At 38.3% G+C, this 24,793-nt stretch carries 21 protein-coding genes; 11 read left to right on the top strand and 10 right to left on the bottom strand.

Translation table 11 applies throughout. From position 1 onward, the window contains the following. The first annotated feature begins 156 nt into the window (after positions 1–156). A complete protein-coding gene (locus tag POD11_RS11170; protein ID WP_262457212.1) occupies positions 157–990 on the top strand; it encodes an SDR family NAD(P)-dependent oxidoreductase in 834 nt (277 codons plus the stop codon). 56 nt (positions 991–1,046) lie between these two features. Here POD11_RS11170 and POD11_RS11165 read toward each other — a convergent pair whose 3' ends face one another. From POD11_RS11165 to POD11_RS11145, 5 genes are all read right to left on the bottom strand, one after another. Continuing rightward, positions 1,047–2,414: an MATE family efflux transporter gene (locus tag POD11_RS11165; protein ID WP_224992199.1), complete on the bottom strand. Its 1,368-nt coding sequence runs from the start codon at positions 2,412–2,414 to the stop codon at positions 1,047–1,049. Positions 2,415–2,520: 106 nt separating this feature from the next. Beyond that, positions 2,521–3,675 carry a pyridoxal phosphate-dependent aminotransferase gene (locus POD11_RS11160; RefSeq protein WP_262457211.1) on the bottom strand — a complete coding sequence of 385 codons (1,155 nt, stop codon included), beginning with the start codon at positions 3,673–3,675 and terminating at the stop codon, positions 2,521–2,523. 28 nt (positions 3,676–3,703) lie between these two features. Next, on the bottom strand, positions 3,704–5,014 hold the full coding sequence (locus POD11_RS11155) for a DUF445 domain-containing protein (RefSeq protein WP_262457210.1): 1,311 nt from the start codon (positions 5,012–5,014) through the stop codon (positions 3,704–3,706). 13 nt (positions 5,015–5,027) lie between these two features. Continuing rightward, positions 5,028–5,591 (bottom strand): CC0125/CC1285 family lipoprotein, encoded by a 564-nt coding sequence (locus POD11_RS11150; protein ID WP_262457209.1) that lies wholly within the window; start codon positions 5,589–5,591, stop codon positions 5,028–5,030. A 59-nt stretch (positions 5,592–5,650) separates the two neighbouring features. Next, positions 5,651–6,190 carry a DUF924 family protein gene (locus tag POD11_RS11145; protein WP_262457208.1) on the bottom strand — a complete coding sequence of 180 codons (540 nt, stop codon included), beginning with the start codon at positions 6,188–6,190 and terminating at the stop codon, positions 5,651–5,653. 168 nt (positions 6,191–6,358) lie between these two features. Here POD11_RS11145 and gshA point away from each other — a divergent pair, with 168 nt between their 5' ends. The 6 genes from gshA (at position 6,359) to POD11_RS11115 (ending at position 15,418) form a co-directional block, all read left to right on the top strand. Next, entirely contained in the window at positions 6,359–7,936 is a 1,578-nt protein-coding gene (gene gshA, locus POD11_RS11140; protein ID WP_239969811.1) for a glutamate--cysteine ligase, read from the top strand. A 16-nt stretch (positions 7,937–7,952) separates the two neighbouring features. After that, positions 7,953–8,474 (top strand): disulfide bond formation protein B, encoded by a 522-nt coding sequence (locus POD11_RS11135; protein WP_002121896.1) that lies wholly within the window; start codon positions 7,953–7,955, stop codon positions 8,472–8,474. Between the two features lie 155 nt (positions 8,475–8,629). Next, complete coding sequence (locus POD11_RS11130) at positions 8,630–12,013, top strand: type VI secretion system Vgr family protein (protein ID WP_262457207.1); 3,384 nt, start codon at positions 8,630–8,632, stop codon at positions 12,011–12,013. Positions 12,014–12,016: 3 nt separating this feature from the next. Next, positions 12,017–12,553, top strand: coding sequence for a hypothetical protein (locus tag POD11_RS11125; RefSeq protein ID WP_262457206.1), 537 nt, complete (start codon positions 12,017–12,019; stop codon positions 12,551–12,553). Further along, positions 12,550–14,943, top strand: a complete 2,394-nt coding sequence (locus POD11_RS11120; RefSeq protein ID WP_262457205.1) for a M23 family metallopeptidase — start codon at positions 12,550–12,552, stop codon at positions 14,941–14,943. The genes POD11_RS11125 and POD11_RS11120 overlap by 4 nt, the downstream gene beginning before the upstream one ends. 10 nt (positions 14,944–14,953) lie before the next feature. Continuing rightward, the gene (locus tag POD11_RS11115; protein ID WP_262457204.1) at positions 14,954–15,418 is read left to right on the top strand and encodes a hypothetical protein; all 465 of its coding nucleotides are present in this window, start codon (positions 14,954–14,956) and stop codon (positions 15,416–15,418) included. A gap of 293 nt (positions 15,419–15,711) precedes the next feature. On the opposite strand, the gene POD11_RS11110 is transcribed toward POD11_RS11115, so the two are convergent. Continuing rightward, positions 15,712–16,368 (bottom strand): haloacid dehalogenase-like hydrolase, encoded by a 657-nt coding sequence (locus POD11_RS11110; protein WP_262457203.1) that lies wholly within the window; start codon positions 16,366–16,368, stop codon positions 15,712–15,714. Between the two features lie 144 nt (positions 16,369–16,512). On the opposite strand from POD11_RS11110, the gene POD11_RS11105 reads away from it, so the two are divergent. Beyond that, entirely contained in the window at positions 16,513–16,866 is a 354-nt protein-coding gene (locus tag POD11_RS11105) for a DUF5991 domain-containing protein (RefSeq protein ID WP_262445854.1), read from the top strand. 17 nt (positions 16,867–16,883) lie between these two features. Here the strand turns inward: POD11_RS11105 and POD11_RS11100 are convergent, their stop codons facing one another. After that, positions 16,884–18,227 carry a GPI inositol-deacylase gene (locus POD11_RS11100; RefSeq protein ID WP_262457202.1) on the bottom strand — a complete coding sequence of 448 codons (1,344 nt, stop codon included), beginning with the start codon at positions 18,225–18,227 and terminating at the stop codon, positions 16,884–16,886. A gap of 210 nt (positions 18,228–18,437) precedes the next feature. Here POD11_RS11100 and POD11_RS11095 point away from each other — a divergent pair, with 210 nt between their 5' ends. Together POD11_RS11095 and parE are read left to right on the top strand one after the other, a co-directional pair. Continuing rightward, the gene (locus POD11_RS11095; RefSeq protein WP_016142731.1) at positions 18,438–19,019 is read left to right on the top strand and encodes a YqiA/YcfP family alpha/beta fold hydrolase; all 582 of its coding nucleotides are present in this window, start codon (positions 18,438–18,440) and stop codon (positions 19,017–19,019) included. 14 nt (positions 19,020–19,033) lie between these two features. Further along, on the top strand, positions 19,034–20,917 hold the full coding sequence (parE, locus tag POD11_RS11090; RefSeq protein WP_016142732.1) for a DNA topoisomerase IV subunit B: 1,884 nt from the start codon (positions 19,034–19,036) through the stop codon (positions 20,915–20,917). A 123-nt stretch (positions 20,918–21,040) separates the two neighbouring features. Here parE and POD11_RS11085 read toward each other — a convergent pair whose 3' ends face one another. Further along, positions 21,041–21,562 (bottom strand): ureidoglycolate lyase, encoded by a 522-nt coding sequence (locus tag POD11_RS11085; protein ID WP_262457201.1) that lies wholly within the window; start codon positions 21,560–21,562, stop codon positions 21,041–21,043. Continuing rightward, positions 21,538–22,548 carry an allantoicase gene (gene alc, locus POD11_RS11080; protein WP_262457200.1) on the bottom strand — a complete coding sequence of 337 codons (1,011 nt, stop codon included), beginning with the start codon at positions 22,546–22,548 and terminating at the stop codon, positions 21,538–21,540. Before alc ends, POD11_RS11085 begins: the two co-directional genes overlap by 25 nt. Positions 22,549–22,747: 199 nt before the next feature. On the opposite strand from alc, the gene hpxO reads away from it, so the two are divergent. After that, complete coding sequence (gene hpxO, locus POD11_RS11075; protein ID WP_262457199.1) at positions 22,748–23,905, top strand: FAD-dependent urate hydroxylase HpxO; 1,158 nt, start codon at positions 22,748–22,750, stop codon at positions 23,903–23,905. A gap of 55 nt (positions 23,906–23,960) precedes the next feature. Here hpxO and POD11_RS11070 read toward each other — a convergent pair whose 3' ends face one another. Next, positions 23,961–24,686, bottom strand: coding sequence for an outer membrane protein OmpK (locus tag POD11_RS11070; RefSeq protein ID WP_239966969.1), 726 nt, complete (start codon positions 24,684–24,686; stop codon positions 23,961–23,963). Between the last annotated feature and the right edge of the window lie 107 nt (positions 24,687–24,793).

Here is a 24,793-nt window from a genome sequence, read left to right as displayed (position 1 = left end):
CTCACTATGATAAAGCGCTCAGAAGAATTGTGCCATTCTATCTGAAATTACAGTGTACTATATTGACAATGGATATTGTCAAAATTATATTGAAGATGTCTAAACTGCACATGCAATGAACCGATTGTGCAAATATCGAAAAACAAAGGATGGACAATGAAAAATTTTAAAAACAAAGTCGCTGCAATTACGGGCGCAGGTTCTGGCATTGGGCAACAGTTAGCAATTCTTTTGGCAAAACAGGGCTGCCATCTTTCGTTGAGTGATATTAATGAAAAAGGATTACAACAAACTGTCGAGCTTTTAAAACCGTACAGTGATATTACTGTTACCACCAAAAAGCTTGATGTGTCTGATCGCGAAGCGGTAAAGCAGTGGGCGCAAGAAACTGTACAAGATCACGGTTCTGTTAACCTGATTTTTAACAACGCTGGCGTTGCATTAGGCTCTACTGTTGAGGGTGCGACCTACGAAGATTTAGAGTGGATTGTTGGGATTAACTTCTGGGGTGTCGTATACGGTACTAAAGAATTTTTACCGTTCATTAAGCAGACTCAAGATGGCCATATTATTAACATCTCAAGCTTATTTGGTCTGACTGCTCAACCGACTCAATCTGGTTATAACGCAACTAAATTTGCTGTACGCGGTTTTACCGAATCATTACGCCAAGAGTTAGATATCGAAAAAAGTGGTGTGAGCTCTTTGTGCGTACATCCGGGGGGAATTCGCACCAATATTGCTAAAGCTGCAAAAATGAGTGATAGCTTGAGTAGTTTGGGTATGGACCCGACGAAATCGATCCAAAACTTTGACAAGTTACTACGTACTCCACCAGAAGAAGCTGCACGTCAAATCTTGGATGCCGTTTTGAAAAATAAACGCCGTTTATTGATTGGTAGTGACGCAAAAATTCTTGATGCATTTCAGCGTTTGTTCCCAACAGGATATCAACGTGCTTCAACCATTGTGACCAAATTAATGAAATAAGATTTAAATTAAAAAAGCCATCAATTGATGGCTTTTTTTATATGGTTTAGATCATTCTAAATAAGAACTTTGATCTTCTTTTTCTTCCAGATAAATTGGTAATACAGGCCTTGGATAATACATAAACTGACAAATGCCAAGGCATAGGCAACCCAGATGCCTTTAAGGCCCCATATTGAGCTAAACCAATAAGCACATGGAATTTCAATAAATAAAATAGCCGAGATATTGATTAGCATTGGAACAGTCACAGTTCCACTAGCACGCATGATCGATGCAAAAATCGCACCTGCACCAAAGAATAAAATTGCCCAAAGTACAATAAATAAAAGTTGCTGCCCTAATACCACCACAGTTGGGTCGGTAATAAACAAAGCCATTAAATATTTTGAAAATAAATAGCCAAGTGCAATTAAGGCACCTGTAAATAAGAAGTTCATGCCTAAAGCTGTGCGGGTTACCCGTGCTAACAGATCTGATTTGCCAGCGCCAATCGCTTGTGCTGCAAAAATTGAAGCTGCAATTGAGATGGATAAGGCAGGAAACTGAATGTAGTTGAGTACCTGATTCACTGCACCATACGCTGCTGTAGCATGTGATCCATAACGGTTGACCAGTCCAACAATAACCAAACCCGCCATTGAGGTGGTAATCATTTGAATACCGGTTGGGACACCTAAGCGCAAAATGATTTTGCTCAGTTCTGGATTATGACGGATATGTTGCAGAAGCTGACGATTCGGGCGAAGTGGATGATTTTTCTTGTTCAGATAAATTGCGAGAAAAATCAAAATAGCTACATAGCCCGTAATCGTTGCGATTGCTGGCGCAATAATCCCTAGAGCGGGTAAACCAAAATAACCTTTAAGTAATATTGGGGTAATAACTAAGCCAATCACACTGGTTAAAGCAAGGGCCAGCAAAGGGGTAGTACTATCGCCTACACCACGTAAAATTGAGGTATAGATAATATATACAAACAGAAGCGGGCTACCCGCAAGCATCCATTGCACATAGGGCAAAGAAAGATGCATCACTTTTGGATCTGTACCTAATAACTCTAAAATATCATGGGCAAAAAACACACCGATAATCGCGGTAATTACCCCACCAATCAGTGTCATAAACAGGGTAGAGCCAACCACACTTTGGACTTTCTCTATATTTTGCGCCCCCCATGCTTGTCCCACTAAAACAGTAGTACCGGTTGAAATCCCGATAATAAAAGCAAGGAGCAAGAATAAAATAGGGAAAAAAACCGAGACGGCAGCAATCGCATCTACTCCCAGCATTTGACCAACAAAGATAGTGTTAATCGTTCCCGACAAGTTCTGTAAAATATTGGTTGCAATGAGGGGCAATAAGAAAACAAAAAATGCTTTCCATAGATTTTGCTGATGAATTAAAGACTGTCTTGGTGGCATGTATTCTCCATCGCCCATCTCTTTGATGAGCGGGGCGGATATTCAACTTAGCATAGTTGGAGCGAATGACTTGTAGTATTTTTACAGTGCTAAGTGGCTAAATTTATTAACATTCATTCAAGATTTCTCCTGCTTTTTGCAGAGTTTCATCATTTTTTGCAAAGCAGAATCGAATCAAACGTAAAGACTCAGGCGCTTGCTGATAGAAAACCGAAACTGGAATAGCCACGATCTTATGTTGCTCAGCTAAAAATTGGCACATTTCCACATCGTTTAAGTCGGATCTAATTTGACTGTAATCGAGATTTTGAAAGTAAGTACCTTGAGATGGTTTTAGTAAAAAACGACTATTGTGAATCGCCTGATTAAACCGATCTCGCTTAGTTTGATAAAACTGCGAAAGCTCTTGAATATGTTCTGGATGTTGCTCCATATATTGCGCTAGAGCAATTTGACAAGGTGTCGTGCCACAGAAATTTGCATATTGGTAAATCTGGCGGAATAAACGCATTAACTCAGGTGAGGCGACGCAATAACCTGTTTTCCAGCCCGTCACATGAAAGGTTTTTCCAAAAGACCCAATCACAAAACTACGCTCTCTGAGTTCTGGAAAATGCAATGCACTAAAGTGTTGCTGACCATCAAAAACTAAGTGTTCATAGACTTCATCAGATAAAACTACAATATTTTTATCTCGAATCAGTTCAATAAGCTCTAACCAATCTTGTTTTGCCCAGATAATCCCTGTTGGATTATGAGGAGTATTCACCACAATCATACGGGTTTTGTCATTAATCAAATCTTTAACTTGTTGCCAGTTCACTTTAAAGTCAGGTGCTTGCAGAGCAATATGAATTGCTTTACCGCCTGCTAACTCGACAGAAGGGCCGTAGCTGTCATAACTTGGGTCGAAAATAATCACTTCATCACCTGCAGTAATGCAGGCCTGTATGGCACAAAAAATTGCAATGGTTGCGCCAGGAGTAATCGTGATTTGAGTTACAGGGTCAAGTTGAAGCTGATCGCGCTGTTGAAATTGTAAAGCGAGTTGCTCCCGTAAACCGAGAATACCATCACCGGGTGGGTACTGATTATGTCCAGCTAAAGTCGCCTGAGATAGGGCTTCCAGCAGGGCCTGTGGTGCCGGAAAATCTGGAAAGCCTTGTGACAGGTTGAGTGCACCTAGACGATGTGCCAGTGCCGTCATGGTACTAAAAATAGTTACGCCTTGAGTGGCCAATTTTGACTTTAGCTGTAGCATATTGTTCTCTTTTTTAAAATATTTAAAGTTATAAAATTGATTCAATCACTGCCCGAATTACACCGAGTGTCAAACCAATAAATGCACCGACTACAACGCCATTCACTCGGATCATGTGTAAGTCGCCACCGACTTCATTTTCAATTTTCCCAATCATTTCGCGCGAATCCCATTCATGAATGCGCTCACTCACATAGCGTATGATTTTATGGCTATATTGATCCGTAAAATTCATAGCAAGTCCTGTCATTTCTTTGTTGAGAACTTCACGTACTTTTACATTCTGAACAAGGTTTTCACCCAGTTGCTGGATAGCCGCTCTTAAGTTCATTGCAATGCCAGAGTCTTCTTTCATTAAATCTTCTTTAATGGCATCACACAGAATCGTGACAGCACCACTAATAAAATTTAGAACCTGCGGACTGTCTAGCAACGCATCCTTACCGCTGTTAAGGCGCTGACTCGCAACGCTGTCTGGTTTTGCCAGCTCAAGCATGAGTGAATGAGCTATGGTTTCAATTTCTTGTCGCCATGGGTGTTTATGGTCTGCCAGCATCGATTCCACTTTTTCAACCAAGGAGTCGATGGTGCGTTGTTGAACGTCAATACCAATCCAGCTTGCACCTCTTGCAAGAGACCATACGCCTAACGCTTTAAACATTTTTCTGGTTAATTCACGAGTTTTATCCGGATTTTGTACTACCCACTCATGAGCGATATCCAGACCTCGCTGCAATACATCTTGGTGGAAATCATTTTCCAATACTGCACGCAGCATTTCACTTGCGAGTTTATTAACTTGAGTGTTACGTACCCATTGCACGCTGTTATTTTGCACAAAATTAGCAATTTGCTCTTGGCTAACAAATTCAAAAATTTTCGGCACAGTTTGCTGAATGAGCTCTACCACTTGTGTATTGTTTTGTGGACTTGCTAACCATTGACCAATTGCAAGGCTTAAGTCAGTTTTTTCTAAGCTACGTTCGACCACTTGAGGCGAAAGAAAATTTTCTTGTACAAAACGGCCCATTGACTCTGCAATACGTGCCTTGTTGCGTGGAATAATCTCGGTGTGGTCACGTAAAAACTTAGGAATTGGCAGCTTACCAAATGGGTTACGAAACAGAACGGTAATCGCATACCAGTCGGCTAAACCACCGACTACACCTGCTTCAGCACCCAGCATTAAAATATGAATAAAATCTGTGTACTCTGGCAGAAACCGGTCGGCAACCATCAGTGCGACCCACAGCACAACGACGATAATTAGCGCTAGAGTGGCAAAATATTTGCTACGTTTAAGACTGGGCACGTGGTGGACTTCTTCTACCATGCTCATACATTTATCCTATTCATTTTTGTTTTACTGGAGGCTCGGGCGGTGGCAACAGCGCTCCTGTCGGACTCAATCCATATTTTTGACCGATTGATTTCAAGATCAAGGTTGCATCAAAAGCGTCCTGAGGAGCCTGTTTTTGATCCCGATAACATTCAATAGTATACGACACTTGAACAGGATCGATATTGACCACTTGTGGGTAATCATAGAACGGATCATGCCAGAAACCTGGATAGCGTCGACCGTAGCCATAAGGATAAAAACTTGGAGCAGATGGATAAATCACAGCCTGACGTGGTGGTTTTTGACTCTGATTACTTGGGTCATTGAGTACTTTAAAAAAGCGGAAACCTTTTTGTACGGTCGTTTGTGCAGATTTCACCAAGGTGATTTCTTCAGCTCTGCCATAACTCATATTTGAATCGGCTTGAAAACTAATACGGAACGTTTGGGCATTTAGAGGATATGCTGAAAACTGCCCAAGCTGATCAAAGGTTTTTGGTTTACTTGGAGTCGTTGCACACGCAGTTAAAGTTAAGGCAGTGCCTAAGGCTAAACAAAGAGAGAGATATTTCATGATGAACTCCCAGCTGAGCATTAAAAAATAGATGACTCAGCATTAAAAATTAAGAAGTTTTAAAAACTACTGTTCGGTTCTAATAAAAATTCGGTTTCCTCTGGAGTGGAAACACGCCCGAGAATGGTATTTCGATGAGGATAGCGTCCAAAGCGATCAATAATGACTTTATGCTTTTTCTCAAAGCTTAAATTAATTTCATTGCCGAGGCGTTGAAATAATTTTAAGGCAAACTCATGAATCAATTTTGATTCACTATGCATAAACGGCATATATAAAAAAGAGCGTTGCTCTGGATTAAGGTGTGCATCGAGTTGCAAACTTATGGCCTCTTGCGCCAACGCTAATGCCAAGCTGTCATAGGCAAAAGATTGAGGCTGATCACGATAGATGTTGCGAGAAAATTGGTCTAGTACAATAATCTCTGCTAAACGACCTTCTGCTGTTTTTCGCCAAGACCAGAGTTCTGCTTGAGTTGCCTGTCGATGAACGTCAGAAAAATTTACACGGATTTTTTTGTCAAAATCATCACTTTTCGCAAACCAAAGTGAACGGTGTTCAGGAGAAAACCAGAAATTTAAAATGTCTTGTTCGTTCATGATATTGACAACTCTTTAGCAATTATTCTTCAATAAAATCACAATTCTTTCGTGTCTTAAATAACAAGATTGTGATAAAAATTGCCAAACTGGAATGATGTGATTATATAAATAGCCGTATCATCTCACGATTTTGTATATAGTGATCTTTAATAAGCGAGCAAATGCATGAGTCAACCCACTACACCATCTCAATCAGTTATTCCTGCTTGGGTGGATTCGTCGCTACTACAAGGCATGTTACGTGGAATAGAGCGTGAAAGCCTACGTATGCAAAGTAATGGGTTCTTATCGCAAGAGTTACATCCGAAGGCATTAGGTTCAGCTTTAACACATCCACAAATTACGACTGATTATTCAGAAGCGTTGATGGAGTTTATTACTTCACCTAAGCCAACGATTGAAGAAGCTTTGCATGAGCTCACCGATATTCATGCGGTTGTGCACCGTCATTTAGAAAATGGTGAAAAACTCTGGCCGCTTTCGATGCCATGTATGTTAGACGACAATGAAGAACGGATTCGTCTAGCACAATACGGCACCTCTAATATTGGTCGTTTTAAAACACTATATCGCCGTGGGTTAGGAATTCGATATGGTCGTCGTATGCAGACCATTTCAGGGGTGCATTACAACTTATCTTTCCCAGATACACTTTTTGCTGAGCTACAAGCTCATGAAACTGACGAACAATTAAAATCATTAAGTTTGCAGGATTATCGTAGCCATCGTTATTTTGGGCTTATTCGTAACTTCATTCGTTTAACACCGTTAGTGATGTTCTTGGTGGGCGCAAGTCCAACAGTATGTCGCTGTTTCTTGACCGGACATAAACATCATTTGTTGCCTTTAATCAAAGGTTCATATTATTTGCCGTATGCTACAGCACTCCGTATGGGACGATTGGGTTATCAAAACTCGGCTCAAAAAAGCTTAGGTATTCATTACAACAATTTGACGGGCTATCTGGATGGTTTACAAAAAGCCGTTCATTCTCCTTACCCACCATTTAGCCGTTTAGGGTTAAATGATGCCTCTGGTGAGCCGTTGCAAATTAATGACCATGTTTTGCAAATCGAGAATGAATATTACAGTCTAGTACGTCCAAAACAGGTGCCTCAAGCAGGTGAAACACCGTCTCAAGCTTTGAAAAATCGAGGAGTGGGTTATGTTGAATTACGTGCTGTTGATGTAAACCCATACTCGGCAATTGGCGTTGATGAAACGACGGCAGGCTTTCTTGAAGTGTTAGCACTTTATTGTCTGTTAAGTGATAGCCCAGACTTGCTATGTCCTGAACAAGACTTGGTTGAGAAAAATCAGACAGAAGTGGTAAACCGAGGCCGAGCGCCGAACGCAACCATTACAGATTTAACTGGGTCATATCACATCGAAGATTGGGCACGTCTGTATATTGCAAAAATGCAAGATTGTGCGCAGTTACTCGATCAGACCTATGCAACGAACTTGTATAGTTCAGCTTTAGCGGTCATGCAAGCACGAATTGATGAAGTTGATGAGACTTTGTCTGCACATGTTATTGACGATACGTTAAAGCATGGTGGAACTTGGAGTTTTGGTAGCCACATGGCTCAGTTACATGCTGAAAGTTATGAACAGCATGAGCTTAGTGTGGACACTTTGAAACATTTTGAACAATTGGCTGCACAATCTTTACAGCAGCAAGAACAACTTGAACAAGATACTCAGGTCAGTTTTGATCAATATCTTGAACAATATCGATAATAAAACGAGGTTTTACATGCGATTAAGTTACCGTTTGGTGAGTGGACTACTTGTTTTAGCAAGTATTGTCGGCATGTCTTTTGCGTTGTATCTGGAACATGTAAAAGGTTTAGAGCCATGTCCGCTCTGTATTTTTCAACGTGTTGGCTTAATGGCGATGGGCCTTGTAGCACTGATTGCCTTTTTGCATAACCCAGTTTCAAATGCGGTTAAACGTTTTTATGCATTTTTAGCAGGCATTGCAATTTTATGGTCAGTGGGTGTGGCAGGACGTCATGTCTGGTTGCAACATTTACCACCAGATCAAGTACCAAGCTGTGGCCCAGGTTTAAATTATCTAATTGATGCCTTACCAATGAAAACGGTTTTGCAAGAAGTATTGTCGGGTTCAGGTGAATGTGCAGCAATTGATTGGACCTTTTTAGGTCAATCTTTACCAGTTTGGTCATTGGTCTATTTCCTCTTACTATTACTGGTCTGTTTATGGCAGTTATTCCGTTTTTATCCAGTATTTAAGACAACCAAAAAAAGAGCTTAAAGCTCTTTAAAAAAGCCCAACACTATGTTGGGTTTTTTTATTGCTTGGGAATAGATCAAAATATAAAAAATGAATTAAAAAAGCATAACGATATAGACAGATAGTTCTGTTTTTTATAAAGTGCAGCCGTTTATACATCCTTATGATTATAAAAAATGCTTTTTAATATATTTAATGTTTTGGAAAAAATAGGGTTGAGTGCACAGAAACGCGCGATTCACGTGCAATTTTCTAATGAACTACTCAATAACCAAGTTTTTTTACAGCGTATCGAAGGCCAACATCAGCTAAATGGGGGAATTGAAGCTGAGTTAATTTGTCTTTCGACGAGTGCCCAAATTGCATTGAAGCAGTTTATAGGGGTGCAAGTTGCTGTTGATCAGGTTACTGATTCAGGACAATTATTCCGAACAACAGGAATTGTGACTGAAGCTAGTTATGGACAAAGTGACGGTGCTTTAACGCTTTATAAACTGACCTTAAAAGACGCGACAAACTTATGGCACAAGCGCCGTAATAGTCGTGTTTTTATGAATAAAAGTATTATTGAAGTCACGGAAGTTTTATTTAAAGAATGGCAAGAAAAAAGTCAGCTTTTTGCGACAAGTTTAACTCTTGATCTTAGCGGGTTAAGTCAGAATTATGATATTCGCCCATTCATAATGCAGCACAATGAGTCTGACTATGACTTTCTGACACGCTTATGGCGAAGTGAAGGCGTTAGCTGGTTAATTGATGAAGCCGAACTTTTTGTTCCTCATTTTACTGCGTCAATACAGACCCAAAAACTAAGACTCATTGATGACAATAGTCAGTACCAGGCTATAGAACGTCGCAGCATTCGTTATCACCGCAGCAGTGCAACAGAATATCAAGATAGCATTACAGGTTTTGTAGCGGTGCGGACTCTGCAACCGACAGCAGTACATGTGCAGCGCTGGCAACCCGATGTTCTGGCACATGAAGAAGGTGTAGGTTCAGTTATTACTACTCACATACATTCAGAGCAGTTTGATTCAGCGAGTTTGAGCCTTGAACAAGCATGGCACATGAGCCCAGCTTGGATGCAAGATTTAAAAGGGGAAGATCAAGCTACCGCTTCAAGTAGTAATCAGCTAGAAAAATTAAATCAGCACTTCACGAATATGTATGCGAGTCAAGCCAAATACTTTAAAGCCTATAGTAGTGTCCGTGATGGCCAAGTTGGTTATTGGTTTAATCTACAGGAGCATCCTGAAATTGATCAGCATGAAGGAGCAGATCAAGAGTTCCTAATCATTGCTAAAAATTTCTATAACCAAAATAACTTACCTAAAGATTTACATCAGCAAGTTAGCCAGTTATTAACCCAAAGTCGTTGGGATAAACATGGTTATGAAGATATCGAACGTCAAGGTAATGAGCTGACATTAATACGTCGTCAAATTAAAACTGCACCTGAATATAATCCAGAACAGCATCGACCAATTGCCTACCCACAAAGAGCGAAAGTCGTGGGGCCAGAGGGAGAGACTATTCATGTCGATGAATGGGGGCGTATTAAGGTGCGTTTTCTATTTACCCGTAGTGATGATCATGGACATGACGGTGGCGCAGGTAGCAATGACAATGATACCGACTCGGCTTGGGTAGATGTACTAACTCCTTGGGCAGGCGAAGGTTATGGGGCACGCTTCTTGCCACGTATTGGTGAAGTGGTTGTCATTGACTTCTTTGATGGCAATATTGACCGTCCATTTGTGACTGGGCGCATCCATGAAGCGCAGCGCTCACCAACCAAGTTCGATGTGAAAGGACAGCTTCCTGATACTAAAAAACTAAGCGGAATTCGCAGTCAGGAAATCAGTGGTAGTGGCTTTAACCAATTACGCTTTGATGACACAACTGGGCAAATTAGTACCCAATTACAAAGTAGCCATGCAGCGACTCAGCTTAATTTAGGCAACTTGAGCCATCCGAAAGAACAAGCAACAAGCCAAGGCCGTGGAGAAGGCTTTGAGCTAAGAACAGATGCTTGGGGAGCTGTGCGTGCAGGTAAAGGTATGCTCATTAGTACCTATGCGCAAGAGCAAGCGATTGCAGACCATTTAGAGGCTGCACAAGCACAATTCTTACTTTCACAAGGCTATGAAAGCATGAAAATGCTCAGTGAAGTTGCAGCAAAGCAACAGACTGATGCTTTGAACGTGATTAATCGCTTACCCAAATTCATCCAGTCACTTGAGCTAAAAACTACAGGACAGGCATTAGATAGTACGGTGAATCTATTTAAAGAAGGTATTAATAACGATCCTATTCACGCCTTAAAAGACTGTGGTGGCTTTATTCAAGATATTGGCGCGCTAGGGGGAAATGCAAAAGGCGTTGTAGACGAATTTAATGCTTTCTTTACCGATGCCAAAGATGCGGTGGAAAACTTAAAAGCATTTATTGAAAATGTTGAAGAGCATGGTGCCGACATCGTTAAAGGAAAACTTGCCAGTATTAAAGACCGCATTCATAAAAATCCATTTGAAAGTATTCAAGAGGTTGGAAAAGTCTTAGCCAACGTCGAGACCAAAGACTTTGACATGATGAGTGTATGTGGCACTTTTAGTAAAGGCAGTAAATTAGAAGTATCACCTTCTAAAGCATTAAGTTCTTTGCAAGGCTTTATGGAAGGTTATACCCAAGGTTTAGAAAGCAGTTCCGATACTAAACAGCAAGAGCAAGGCAAGATCTTTAGACAAGCTCTTATGTTGTTGGCATCGCCAAATGGTATTGCTTTGACAACGCCTGAAAATATTATTCTACAAGCTTCGCAAGATATTGCCGAAAGTGCGAGCGGTTCAATTAATTTGAGTGCGCAGAAAAATATTATTGGGCATGCACAAGACAAAATTAGTTTGTTTGCTGCGCAAAAAGGTTTCCGTGCTTATGCAGCAAAAGGAAAGCTCGAACTACAAGCGCAAGATGATGCTATTGAAGCGATTGCCAAGAAGGTCATCAAGTTCATTTCTACTGAAGAAAAAATCGAGCTTACTAGTCCAAAAGAAATTGTATTAACAGCAGGTGGGTCACAGCTCAAAATTAATGCTAATGGCGTATTTTCAACAACTGGTGGTAAGTTTGAAAGTAAAGCTGGGCAGCATTTGTTTACGGGTGGAGCAACAGTAAATGCTGAATTGCCGAAAATGCCTGAGAGTGGAATATTTAGTCGAAGATTTGATTTTAGTGATATTTTCAATTTAGAAAACTTGAAAGAAGAAATTAGATTTAAAGTCATCAATAAAACAAAGAGTACGGAATATATCGGGATATTGGATGAAATGGGAAGAACACCAAGAATATTTAGTGATTCGTCAGATGCTGTTGAGATTCAATTTATTAGTAACAATGGCAATAAAAGTACGCTACCTACAAAGGAATTAAATGAAGATCTTTATAATCATGATACTGGGGATTTTATAGATGATGGAATTCAGAGTCAGCTTGAGGAAGCTCTAGATGATGAATATAAAGATGATTTAGAAGATGATTTTAATAAATTTGGAGTATAAGAGATGAAACGCAGTTTAACATTGCTACTGAGCACATTTATCTCAATACAAGCTTTTGCTGAAGAAAATGCTTGTGAAAAAATTTGGGATAGCTTCAAAAATAAAAATGAAAGTATCAAAATTGATAAAGTTAATGTCCCCTGTAAACAAATTTGGGAAGATAGCAATAAAGCAAAGCTTATAAAGACTATTGGTTTAAACCCAAAAGATGCTCAATGGATGTCAACAGGGGAATGCCAAGTTATTGAAGTTAATAAAAATAAATACCAAGTTTATTATGCTTATCTAAAAAATGATCATAGTGATATAAATATCATTAATGACACTAATGGTAATTATTTTTCATATTTTAGAAATTTAGGTCGCTATGATATGTTTGAAGATAAGTTTTTTCCAACAAAAAAAGCTAATAAAAATGGTGTGGAATTAAGCTGCCCTGGATTGGGGAATTTTGAGAAAATGAAACCTATTTTAAGTTCATATATCAATAATAAAAAAATTGATATTAAACGATTTAGTTTTGAGGACTTAAATAAATGAAAAATGGTAAATCTATAAATCAAAAATCATATCCGTTAACGCGTTATGGATTTATTTGTGCCGTTTCAAGAATGGAATCTTCATCAGATTTAAGTTTACCCTTAACGGCACCGGTAAATATTAGAGCAAGCCAAAATAAAAATTCTCGGGGTTATATTGGTTTTTTTCAGTTTGGGGAAGCTGCACTGATTGATCTTGGTTATTATAAGCATTGGAAAGATAATTCTGATAAAACCAAAGCAAACGATTGGACGGGGAGTTGGGTTGGACATAATGGTGTTAATTCTTTATCAGATTTTTTGAAATCCCCTGCTAAGCAAATTCAGATCATTGGAGAATGGATAGATCTTCTTTGCAAACGATTAAGAAATAGAAGTTTTAATGAATACTATGGGAAAATAATAAATGGAATTGAAATTACTGAATCAGGTGCTATTGCAGGTGCTCATTTAGTTGGGGAAGGAGGATTAGGTTCTTTTTTAGGTATATCAGGTTTTAAAGGAAATTATAAAGAAGTAGATGGAAATAATGTTCATATTAGTAGATATATTGAGATGTTTAACCATTATGACTTAGAAAGCTGTTGTAGCAGAAAAATATATATAATATTAAAAAACCAAATAGGACAAATAGCAAAAAATAAAAAAGTAACTATTGAATCTGAATATAGTGGTAAGTTTAAACAATCTAAGTTTATTGTAAGCGCTGAGTCAGATGAGCAAGGATTATTACCTGTTATTATTAGACATCCAGACAGTAAAATTATAATTAAAGTAGATGGCAAACAATCTGCTGTTATCACACAAGCCTCTGATAAAAAACAATCTATTGAATTAAGTGTAAGTGAAGATATTAAAATTCAATCTGTCTTACAAAAACCTGCTGAACCAGAGCCAAAACAAGAAAAAGTTGTTGTTGTGGAACAGAAAACTGTTGATTTGAAGAAAGATGAGGTGAAAACGAATGCTTCTAAAGATATAAAATTTGATATAGCGATAATTGAAAGTGACACAAATAGAAAAATAACGAATATGAGGTTTTTCGTAAGATATAAAGGTAAGATCAAAGAGCATACTTCTGATAGTTCAGGAATAAAAACTGGTATAATTGCAGAAGAGGGGGAAAATTTAGATATATTGGTAAATGGAAGTAAAGGTTATCAAAAACTAAAAACAATATCTGTAACTAAAGGAATGGAAAATAGCTGTATATCAGTCCCATTAGGACTAGTCAGTGTGAAATTGAAGATACATGATAGTAAAGGTAATATTTTAAAAAATAATAAGTTTTTTGTTTCATATAGAGGTAGAGAAATAGAAAAAATAACGGATAGTAATGGCTTTATTCAATTAAAAATGTTGAATGCATTTGTTTATAAATTGCTACTTTCAAATAAGAAACCTGTTTTGACATTAAGAAATGATCCAAGTATTTCCGTAATCAATGTTAACTTAAATTCTGCGGCTACAATAATACAGATGCCTCGAGTAGCTCCAAATTCTCCAAGTAAGACAGTACCAGCAAAAACAACACCAGCGAAAGAAACGTCATCTGAGAAAGAAGAGAGCTTTGTTGATTACTTAATTGATTTTATTCCTTCATTAGGAAAAACAGAGAATGTTCATACAGAGAAAAATGGTAATCCTTTAACCAAACAATATGGTAGTGATGTCACTTTTACTATTAAAACAATCAATAAAGAGACAAATAAGGAAGAAAATCTAGCCTATTCAATTAAGTATAATGGTGCAAAAAGAACACATTATACTGGACACGATGGGATTGGATTAAAAAAACATCGGGGCGAAGAAGGAAAGAAAATTGAAATTGTTGTAGATGTTGATAGTAAAGAACAAGTACTTTATACCGCTATATTGAAGAATCCTATGCCAGTTATTGAAATAAGAATAGATAAGCCAAAAGATGATGGCTCATATTTATTCCCTTTAAAAGCACGGACAAATTCATATAAAAATGGATTTGCTCGATTTGGTTCTAATCGTAGTGGTGGAAAACGTAAACACGCAGGTTGTGATCTGTATGCACCAGCAGGAACTGAAATTAGAGCGATGGCTGATGGTGTAGTAAGAAATGTTTATTATTTTTATGATAATACAGATGCTATTGAAATTGTTCATCCAAAACATATCATTCGTTATGGGGAAGTTCGAAAGGGTAAATCTTTAGTAAAAGCTGGAGATAAAGTTGTAAAGGGTCAAGCAATAGCTTATGTAGGTAGCTTAACAACTAAAGGTATTCCAAGTATGATGTTGCATTTGGAAATGTACTCAAATCCAAATGATAAAGGCACTTTAAACGGTACAAGTGTTTATAAGCGGCGTTCGGATTTAATTGACCCTACACCTTTTTTAGATAGCGCATCATTATGAGCATTCAATCATGAAGAATATTTATATCTTAATTTTTATAGGTGCTTTAATTGCATGTAGTAATAAAGACCAACAGAAAACACCAAGTAGCTTAAATCACGAATCGAATGTAATTCAGGCTGAAGTGTATGAGCAACAATCTTCAGCTATAAGTGAAGTTTCACCAGCGAGTGAGCCAAAAGTAATTGCAGATAAGGTGGCCGATACAAAAGAAAATATTCAAGAAAATCAAATTTCATGTTTAAATAAAAATATTACAGATTGGTATGGTTTTGATGAAGCTAATGCTGAACCTAAATGTGTTAATTTAAGCAATTTTAGATTGTCTACTTATAAATGTGATATCTCTAAAAATGCTTTTGGTGCAGATAAAGATGCTCTTTTATTAGAAAATCAAGATAAGCGAATTTTCGCTTATTCTAATCCTCAAGATTGCAATGAAATTCTAGAAATACGAAATTCTAATGCACCATAAAGTTACCCCTGTTAGTTCTATTATTTGCAAATAATTTTAGTTCAAATAAAGATAAGTGCTAGTAATATATTTTTTAAACTTAGTATCCGTACTAAGTTTTTATTTATATTTGTAAGAAAAAAATAATAAATATCCTTATTATAGATGAGATAGTAATTAAGAGTAAGACTCTACTAAATCAATAAAAAATTAAAGATATTATCATGGATATAATTAGAAATTCGATAATATAGGTTTTTCTAAAAATCATTAAAGTTTAAAAAAGTTAATTTTAAAAGAATCTTTTTATTAAATTAAAACCAATTTAATATTTTTAAGTTATTGATTTTCATATTGTTAATATTATTGTTATCCCCGTTAATTAAATAGGGGAGTTTGGCGCCCATCAAAATAGGCAAGTCATCTTCAATATTATCACTATATGTTGCAAACCAAGGTTGTTTGATATCAAGCTTATTCAATCTTCTTACTTTTTCTTCAGACCTACAATGTATCCCACTTATCCATCCTCCTAGTTTCTTTTGCAAAGGAGTACCAATAATTTGTACATCTAGATTGATGGACTCTAGTAAAACATTCGCTAACTTTTCTGGTGCAGCCGTGGCAATAAACACAATCCTTCCATGTGCTAAATGATCTTTAACTTCAGTTATACCTTGCTCAAACCAATATAATGAATCAGAAGTAATATCTTTGATATTATTGGAAAATTTTTTAAAACTGTATTCTAATTCTTCTTCATTCATACCATACGTTGCAATCCACAAATACAATGAAGCACCTTTAGATTTATATTTCTTGAATTTCATAAGAGGTAAAGCAATCGGACTAACAATAATTGCAGCGATAAATTTGAGAAGATTAGATTTCAATTTATCTGTTAACCATGCCTTTGTAGAGTCACCCGCAAGTAATGTCCCATCCAAGTCAAAAACAACAATTTCTTTCATATATTTCTCTAAATTTACTAATAGTGATAAGAATTAATTTTTGAAAAGAGTATTTTTAATAGTTTATTTATGAAATCATAAAATATTTTATTGTATTGCAATTTGGTTATAATAGTTTGACTTAATTGTTTATAAATTAATTTAATGAAATTTTTTTGTTTATTATTGCTGGCTCTTTCTGCTAACGCATTTGCAAATACGGATAAGTGGAATGGTACTTATCATTATTATAGTTCAGAAGAGTTGCCGGGTGGTAATGTTGCGACGATAGAATCTGTTTTAACATTAACACCCAAAAAGTGTGAGTATTCTATTAGTGGCTTTCAGGTTGATAAATCTTATATATGCAAAGTGAAAGAGAAAAATAACGAGCTATATTTCTTTAATGTTCAAAGTGGTGAAAAGTTAGGAAAAGTAGTCTTTAAAAAAGGAAAATACTATCTTTATTCTGATGAAGTTTTAGATAGTAAAGACAACTTATTTTTTAAAGATAAATAATAGTTATAGAGCTTTTTTTACGTCTCTACAATCCCTTCTAAATCTTCGAGCGTATAGTTCGGCATATCAATAATATGAGTTTGAATACCTTCTTGCACATAATCATTAACATTAGGATATAACCAGCGAGTAATCTGTTCCGCGACACTTGAGTGATACTGAATTTCGAAGTGATTTAAGCCATAAAACACGGCTTTATGAGAGTCTGGGACTTTGAGCTGAAAACGTGGATTTGGGTGTTCACCTAGCGCGCTTTTTACACTTACCAAATAGTCGCCAATCACCGTCAGCGCTTTGTTACGTACTTTTTCAAACTCGAGGGTGCCTGCCACTAAAAAAGTATTGATATGGGAAGGTAGCGGAGCTGGGGCACGATTATCATCCATCATGCCAATTCGGGCATCCATATATTCCCAATCGTCATCACGGACGCTACCGTGGCGTAAGTCTAAAATGCCATTACTACGAATATTAACCAGTTGACCAAGTAAACCTACAAAAGGGAAAGCCCCGAGTTTGTCTTGTATGGTAAAGCCAAAGCGTTCTAAGACTGCGCCATGATGTGGTGAACCAATGCAGACTAGATTCTCGACCATATGAATCCATTGATACATATTTTGTTTACCATAAAACAAGGCACTACGAGAAACCAATCCACCCATACTATGGCCAATGATATCAATACTGGTAATTCTTGGGTTACGTTGTACCAAATCTTCTAATAAATTTGAAAAACTGCGTCCATTGGCTGAAATACGTCGACCTGTATTGTAGTTTAAATACAGCATCGTGTTGTGGTCACGCTGGGCTAACAAGCGCTCCCCAATACCGCCATAATGTGCATTTGACCAAGTAAGATGGTTCATACACAAACCATGGGCCAAAATTACGATACGTCCTGCAAGTTCCCCTTGTTGGATTGCACCGTAGTGATCATATAGCACCATGGGTAAGGCGAGGGGGCTATGCTGTTTAAGCAGATAATCCCCAAAAATCCCATTCAAAATTCCAACCAAAAAATGTAGGCTTGGGGTGAGTGGTTTTTCGTGAAGTGTAGGATATTTTTCAATAATATGACGTAAACTTGGCGCTAAAAAACAGCTACCGTATTTTTGTAAAGCGCCATAAGAAAGCTGATATGCCTTTTGCACAAATGGTCGTTTTTGAAAGTTTTTAGCATTTTGTGTGCTCACACCAAAAGCATTTTTTAATACTTCAATATTAATAACTTGAATTAATTCATGTACACCATTTAAGCTGGTGCTGAACAGTTGAGCTAGACCTTCTAATACGTCTGCCTGACTAGGTGGCGTACGATCCCATTTACAATAAGTTTCATGTAGTGGTGTTAAGCTCGGCATATCTTTTCCCCATGTACGTTATAACCGACGTTTTAAGCTGTACTTTTTATCAACGGCAGTAAACGTTTCCATCTTAGTAGTTTAAATAACACATGTTTTTAAAATACTGATGAATGGTTAGTTGAGTGGTTTTTCTTGTCTAACAATAGCGTTTTTATATACAAACTGAGAACAAAAATGTGAGTTTATTCTCAATTTAGAGGGAAATATATGAATATTATCTACCTCCATGGCTTTAATAGTAGCTCTCTTTCAATTAAGGGACTAAGCCTGAAGCAGTATTGTAGCGAATTGGGTATAAATGTGCATTTACCAGACCTAAATAGATCTCCCGATCTAGTGGTAGAGCAAGTTTCAACACTTATTGAATCTTTACAAGACGTGGCTTTAGTCGGTAGTAGCCTTGGCGGATTTTTTGCGACATATTTTGTCGCGAAATATAATATTCCGGCTGTACTGATTAATCCTGCTATGCAACCATGGAAGCTGTTTGATGAGTTATTTCAAGTTGAAAGCATGCCCTATGTGGTGAATGATCAATGGTCAATTGACCATATTCAGTTACGACAGTTACAACAACTTGAACTGAAACAACCTGAAAATGCTGACAAAATACTCGTCTTGTTGCAACAAGGCGACGAAATTTTGGATTATCGTCAAGCACAACGCTATTATAGTGCTGCAACGCCATCCTCATTGATTTTGACGGATGCTCATGGCAATCATGCTATGGAAGATTTTGAAGAAAAATTACCGTTAGTGATCGAATTCTTTGCGCACACCATCAAATAAGGAAAACGTACAACGTGACACAATATACGGCTCAATCGCTTGAAGTCCTTTCTGGTTTAGACCCTGTTCGTCGTCGTCCAGGGATGTATACCGATACGACTCGACCTAACCATTTAGCCCAAGAAGTGATTGATAATGCTGTTGATGAAGCATTAGCTGGTCATGCCGACAAGATATGTGTCACGGTTTATAAAGATGGTTCATTGTCAGTTGAAGATAATGGCCGTGGTATGCCAGTGGATATTCACCCTGAATATGGCCAAAGTGGTATCGAAATCATTCTGACCAAGCTGCATGCCGGTGGTAAATTCAGTACCGATAACTACCAATTTTCAGGTGGTTTACATGGTGTGGGGATTTCAGTTGTAAACGCTTTATCAACACGTGTTGAGGTTGAAGTTCAACGTCAGGGTAACCTATACCAAATGGCCTTTGAGCAAGGTGAACCAGTAGCGCCTTTAGCCGTTCTCGAAGGTAAAGCACCAAAACGCGCGACAGGGACAACGGTACATTTTTGGCCAGAAGCGAAATATTTTGATAGTCCAAAATTTGCTTTAAAAGCCCTTAAACACAATTTAAAAGCCAAAGCTGTTTTAGCGGCTGGCTTAAAAATTATCTATATCGATCAAATTAACGATGAAAAAATCGAATGGCAATTTGAAAATGGCCTCGTCGATTATTTGATGGATGAGTTGCAAGATCGCGAAATCTTGCCAAATCCTGCTTTTGTGAGCAGCGGTCAGGCAGATCGTGCGGCATGTGAATTTGCAATTTGTTGGAATGTAGAAGGCGGTGAACAGGTTCAAGAAAGTTATGTCAACCTGATTCCAACCGCGCAAGGCGGTACTCATGTGAACGGTTTACGCTCAGGTGTAACTGAGGCGTTACGTGAGTTCTGTGAGCTGCGCAACCTGTTACCACGAAACCTTAAACTTTCGGCAGAAGATGTTTGGGATGGCGTGAACTATATTTTATCGCTCAAGTTTCAAGAGCCACAATTTTCAGGTCAAACCAAAGAGCGTCTTTCGAGTCGAGAAGCATCTAATATTGTTTTAAATATTGCTAAAGATGCTTTCGCACTCTGGTTAAACCAACATGCTGAAATTGCTATGCAACTGGCAGAAATGGCGATTTCTAAAGCTGGTCGTCGTTTAAAAGCAGCGAAGAAAGTCGAACGTAAAAAGATTGTTTCTGGCCCTGCTTTACCGGGTAAATTGGCAGACTGTGTGGGGCAAACACGTGAAGACAGTGAGCTATTCATTGTCGAGGGTGACTCAGCAGGTGGTAGTGCCAAGCAAGCCCGTGATAAAAACTTTCAGGCCATCATGCCAATTCGTGGAAAAATCTTAAATACGTGGGAAGTTTCTTCAGATGAAGTATTGGCTTCTCAAGAAGTTCACGATATTGCAATTGCGATTGGTGTAGATCCGGGCAGTGATGATTTATCTGAACTACGTTACGGCAAAATCTGTATTTTGGCCGATGCGGACTCGGACGGCTTACACATTGCGACTTTGCTTTGCGCTTTATTTGTTAAACACTTTCCAGCATTGGTTGAAGAAGGACATTTGTATGTGGCAATGCCACCATTGTTCCGTATCGACATTGGCAAAGATGTCCATTACGCGCTTGATGATGATGAACTTGAAACTATTTTGAAAAATATTAAAGGTAATCGTAATCCGCAAATTACCCGATTCAAAGGGTTGGGTGAGATGAACGCGATTCAACTACGTGAAACTACGATGGATCCTAATACACGCCGCTTGGTTCAATTAGATCTTGATGATGCCCATTTTACAGCAGGTTTACTCGACAAATTACTTGCGAAAAAACGTTCGGCAGATCGTAAGCAGTGGCTTGAGCAGAAGGGTAACTTGGCTGATATTACTGTTTAAAATAGAATTAAAAAAATCCCCGCTCAACTGAGTGGGGTTTTTTATGCAAACCTAAATTGTTGGAAATCACCACTACGGGTTCTGCCATTAAATTAAAAAATAGACAGATTTGTCTATTTTAATTTAGACAGTAATTTTTATAGCTTCTGGAAATTGAAAAACATCACAATTTGCACCGTTACCAATTCGATCCACCACTGCAAAATCACTTGGTGCTTCAAAGGTAAGCAAAGGATGATGCCATGTGCCTGCCCGATAATTGATACCTTGCTTACCATCTGAGATAAAAGCACATAGCTTTGAAATATCGGGAGTATTCTCGTCTAAAGCGGGCGCAACAATAATTAAAAACTTTTGTTGCTGTAATGGAATAAATGCTTGAGAGCCTTTCGGATGGCGTTCTAACATTGAAATTTCCAGAGGTAGCACACTGGCCTTAATATTACGGAAAATACTAATTCCTGCCTTTGCTTCCCCTTCAATTTCAGTTTCTACGAGTGCATGGTAGCGCTCGGTGTGGGCATCGTTAATATGAAAAAAGTCATGCCCGTCACAACAAATAACTTCTCCGAAGGGCTGAAAATTTTCAATTGTTAAAGGCTGAATTTGAACATTCTTCATCATGACTTGGCAATTTTTCCCCATAAACGAACACGGCTAATGCCACCATCTGGAATCATGTTAATACGAATATGCGAGATTTTTTCATGCTGTAAAATCTCATTTACATACTCATGAATATGATCCATTTGCATCGGTTGAGCTTGTAGTAAGTAAGACCAGAACATACTTTGAGGAATTAACTGTGCATCGGTTGGATTTTCAAGGTAAACCGCCTGAATAGAAACCTCAGCAGGGAAGTTCCCTTTAAAGTGAGCCGTATCAATTTCAAGTTTCTCAATTTTTCCGCTTTTACCGAGTGCAAGAATACACCAGTCATAACCCGGAGCTCGGCGGCGTTTAGTTTCCCATCCATCGCCCATGTTGACGCCACGACCAGGGTTAATCAAATTACGTGGATGTCCAAAATGCGCATCGCTATAGGCAACTACACGGCCACCATTTTTGAGAGCTAATAAATCAAGAGTTTGCTCGCTATCAGTTACCTGAATATGAACGTCTCCATAGACACGTAAACGAGCAATACCACCATCTGGGAAAATATTGAGGCGTATATGAGTGAAAAGTGCATCATTATTGACCATAAAAATATGATGCTGACTTGGGCCGAGTTCCGTATTTCCTAAAAGACTCTCCCATTTTGCCCCTGTAAGGTCACCATTTGGTGCATAACATGCTTCTAATGATGCAGATGCAGGATAGTTTCCTGTAAAAAAGCTGGTGTCGATATCAAGAGCAGTGATTTTTCCACTCACCCCTAGTTTTACAATACACCAGTCATAGCCTGCATGACGCTTACGGCGAGTTTCCCAGCCGTCCATCCATTTGCCGTTGTCATCAAATTTATCTTCAACAAAAATAGGTGCTTCAAATTGCAGCATACGCTTTGCTTCTGCAAAGAAATCATCTGAACACTCAATGACTTGTGCACCAATTCGGGCATCTGCCAAATTAGTTTTAGTATTCAAAATTTCAGGAAGTTCAAAAGCTGGAGCATGCAATGTTGCCATAATGGAGTATCCGTATTTCTTGTTAAAAACATGATTTTTCATTTAAAACTGCACTCACACTGAGCGTGCCGAGACGAGTTTTGTACTTAAATATATAAGCATGGTGCATGCCAGTTTTGTGGAAAAGCTAAATAATTTTTGAACGATGGCATGTTTTTAGCATAAGCACCCTATAGGTCAATATCTATAGGAGCGTGTTATGAATGTGGTGATTATTGGTGCGGGAATGGGAGGTCTAACCACAGGCATTGCATTAAAAAAATTTGGTCACCAAGTCCGTATTTTCGAACAAACTGAAAAAATCCTTCCTGTCGGTGCAGCAATTTCGCTATGGTCAAATGGTGTGAAATGTCTGAACTATTTGGGATTAACCGAGAAAATCGCCAAACTTGGCGGACAAATGGATGACTTGGCCTATGTAGATGGTTTAACTGGCGATGTGATGACACAATTCAGTTTATTGCCATTAATTGAAGAAGTAGGCCAACGACCTTATCCAGTTGCACGTGCTGATTTACAAAATATGCTCATGGATGAATTTGGCCGAGATCAGATTTATTTAGGCAAAAAAATGGTCCGCCTTGAAGACAAAGCTGATTATGTCGAGGTTCATTTTGCAGATGGTAGCTCAACGCAGGCTGATCTATTAATTGGGGCGGATGGTACCCACTCACTTACACGGACCTATGTGTTGGGCCAACAAGTACAGCGCCGTTATGCGGGATATGTGAACTGGAATGGCCTAGTTGAAATATCTGAAGATTTAGCGCCAGCCGAGCAATGGACGACTTATGTGGGGGAAGGTAAACGCGCCTCTCTGATGCCGGTTGCGGATGGTAAGTTTTATTTCTTTTTAGACGTACCTTTACCAGCAGGTCTAGACAATAACCGAGATGACTATAAAAAACTTTTAAAACAATATTTTGCTGATTGGTGTTTGCCAGTACAGCAACTCATTGAGCGCTTAGACCCGCAAAAGACCAATCGGGTCGAAATACATGATATTGAACCGTTCACTCAATTTTATAAAGGTCGCGTGGTGATTTTAGGGGATGCTGCACACAGCACGACACCTGATATTGGGCAAGGCGGTTGCCAAGCCATGGAAGACGCAATTTATTTAGCGCGTTCTCTGCAAATTAATACTTTGGGGCTAGAGGATGCTTTACGTCGTTATCAAAACAAGCGTAATGAACGTGCAAATGAATTGGTACTTCGTGCACGTAAACGTTGTGATGTGACGCATATGAAAGATGAAGCTGTTACACAAGCATGGTATGAAGAACTACGCCGTGAACAAGGCGGACATATTATGCAGGGGATTATTAGCAATATTGTGGGTAATCCACTCGATTAAAAACAAAAACAGCAAGGATTCTTCCTTGCTGTTTTTATGCTTCTAAATAAAAATTTTAGAAGTGGTATTTAACCAATGCACTAACGTTATTTTCGTCGGCACCTTTAATACCAAATTTGTTATTCCACACTGAGTGCTCGATACCTAGGTATAAACGTGTATCAGGAGAAATGTGTTTACCTACATTCCATTTCCATTGAGTTGTCCAGTTCAACTCGCTTGCATGGTCATCTTCAGCAGTTGACCAGTCAAGGAAACCATCTACCAAGAAATCTTCAGATCCTAATTTTAATGGAATGCCGTAAACGAATGTCATTTGATAATCGTCGTCAGTGTTCTCATTATTCGCACGGTAGAAGTTTAAATTCGCATATTGGAAATATGGGATATCTAAATCAACTGCAAAACCATAAAGGAAGTTGTCGAAGTTATTGCCGTTTTGAGAGTTACTCTCCCAAGTGGTACTAATCAACACATCTTTTACTGGGCCATATGCCAGTTTTTTACCAGACACTTCACCTAAGCTTAAACGCGGTGATAACTCAAAATAAGTACTTTTATAGTCATCTTCGCCACGCATGCGATCTAAGAAGAAAAATACATCAGCGTATTTAACTTTCGCTGCATATTCCAAAGTAATTGTGGTTTCTTTCTCATCTACAACTTCATAGTTTTCACCATAAAGTCCAGTCACGCTAAAATCTTGCCAAATTGGTTTCGCCTGAACCATGGCAGTTGCAGATAACAAGGCACAAGTCGCCGCAAGTTGCTTTAATTGCATTTAAATGATCTCCCCCCAAATAAAGCACGCTAAGGATACAGGGTCTTAAGCAAAAATGAAGCCAAATTTGATCAACGGTTAAAAAAAAGCCCACCGAAGTGGGGCGC

It is taken from the genome of Acinetobacter sp. P1(2023), from assembly GCF_028367635.1.
Classification (GTDB): domain Bacteria; phylum Pseudomonadota; class Gammaproteobacteria; order Pseudomonadales; family Moraxellaceae; genus Acinetobacter; species Acinetobacter pittii_E.
This window is presented reverse-complemented; position numbering and strand designations above follow the sequence as displayed.

Bases quoted from the DNA above. Each gene is read 5' to 3' on its own strand.
- POD11_RS11110 (WP_262457203.1), bottom strand. From the start codon at position 16,368: ATGAAAGAAATTGTTGTTTTTGACTTGGATGGGACATTACTTGCGGGT.
- gshA (WP_239969811.1), top strand. From the start codon at position 6,359: ATGAGTCAACCCACTACACCATCTCAATCAGTTATTCCTGCTTGGGTG.
- POD11_RS11170 (WP_262457212.1), top strand. From the start codon at position 157: ATGAAAAATTTTAAAAACAAAGTCGCTGCAATTACGGGCGCAGGTTCT.
- POD11_RS11160 (WP_262457211.1), bottom strand. From the start codon at position 3,675: ATGCTACAGCTAAAGTCAAAATTGGCCACTCAAGGCGTAACTATTTTT.
- POD11_RS11070 (WP_239966969.1), bottom strand. From the start codon at position 24,686: ATGCAATTAAAGCAACTTGCGGCGACTTGTGCCTTGTTATCTGCAACT.
- POD11_RS11120 (WP_262457205.1), top strand. From the start codon at position 12,550: ATGAAAAATGGTAAATCTATAAATCAAAAATCATATCCGTTAACGCGT.
- POD11_RS11125 (WP_262457206.1), top strand. From the start codon at position 12,017: ATGAAACGCAGTTTAACATTGCTACTGAGCACATTTATCTCAATACAA.
- POD11_RS11150 (WP_262457209.1), bottom strand. From the start codon at position 5,591: ATGAAATATCTCTCTCTTTGTTTAGCCTTAGGCACTGCCTTAACTTTA.
- POD11_RS11115 (WP_262457204.1), top strand. From the start codon at position 14,954: ATGAAGAATATTTATATCTTAATTTTTATAGGTGCTTTAATTGCATGT.
- POD11_RS11105 (WP_262445854.1), top strand. From the start codon at position 16,513: ATGAAATTTTTTTGTTTATTATTGCTGGCTCTTTCTGCTAACGCATTT.
- POD11_RS11085 (WP_262457201.1), bottom strand. From the start codon at position 21,562: ATGGGGAAAAATTGCCAAGTCATGATGAAGAATGTTCAAATTCAGCCT.
- POD11_RS11155 (WP_262457210.1), bottom strand. From the start codon at position 5,014: ATGAGCATGGTAGAAGAAGTCCACCACGTGCCCAGTCTTAAACGTAGC.
- POD11_RS11135 (WP_002121896.1), top strand. From the start codon at position 7,953: ATGCGATTAAGTTACCGTTTGGTGAGTGGACTACTTGTTTTAGCAAGT.
- POD11_RS11130 (WP_262457207.1), top strand. From the start codon at position 8,630: ATGCTTTTTAATATATTTAATGTTTTGGAAAAAATAGGGTTGAGTGCA.
- POD11_RS11100 (WP_262457202.1), bottom strand. From the start codon at position 18,227: ATGCCGAGCTTAACACCACTACATGAAACTTATTGTAAATGGGATCGT.
- alc (WP_262457200.1), bottom strand. From the start codon at position 22,548: ATGGCAACATTGCATGCTCCAGCTTTTGAACTTCCTGAAATTTTGAAT.
- POD11_RS11165 (WP_224992199.1), bottom strand. From the start codon at position 2,414: ATGCCACCAAGACAGTCTTTAATTCATCAGCAAAATCTATGGAAAGCA.
- POD11_RS11145 (WP_262457208.1), bottom strand. From the start codon at position 6,190: ATGAACGAACAAGACATTTTAAATTTCTGGTTTTCTCCTGAACACCGT.
- POD11_RS11095 (WP_016142731.1), top strand. From the start codon at position 18,438: ATGAATATTATCTACCTCCATGGCTTTAATAGTAGCTCTCTTTCAATT.
- hpxO (WP_262457199.1), top strand. From the start codon at position 22,748: ATGAATGTGGTGATTATTGGTGCGGGAATGGGAGGTCTAACCACAGGC.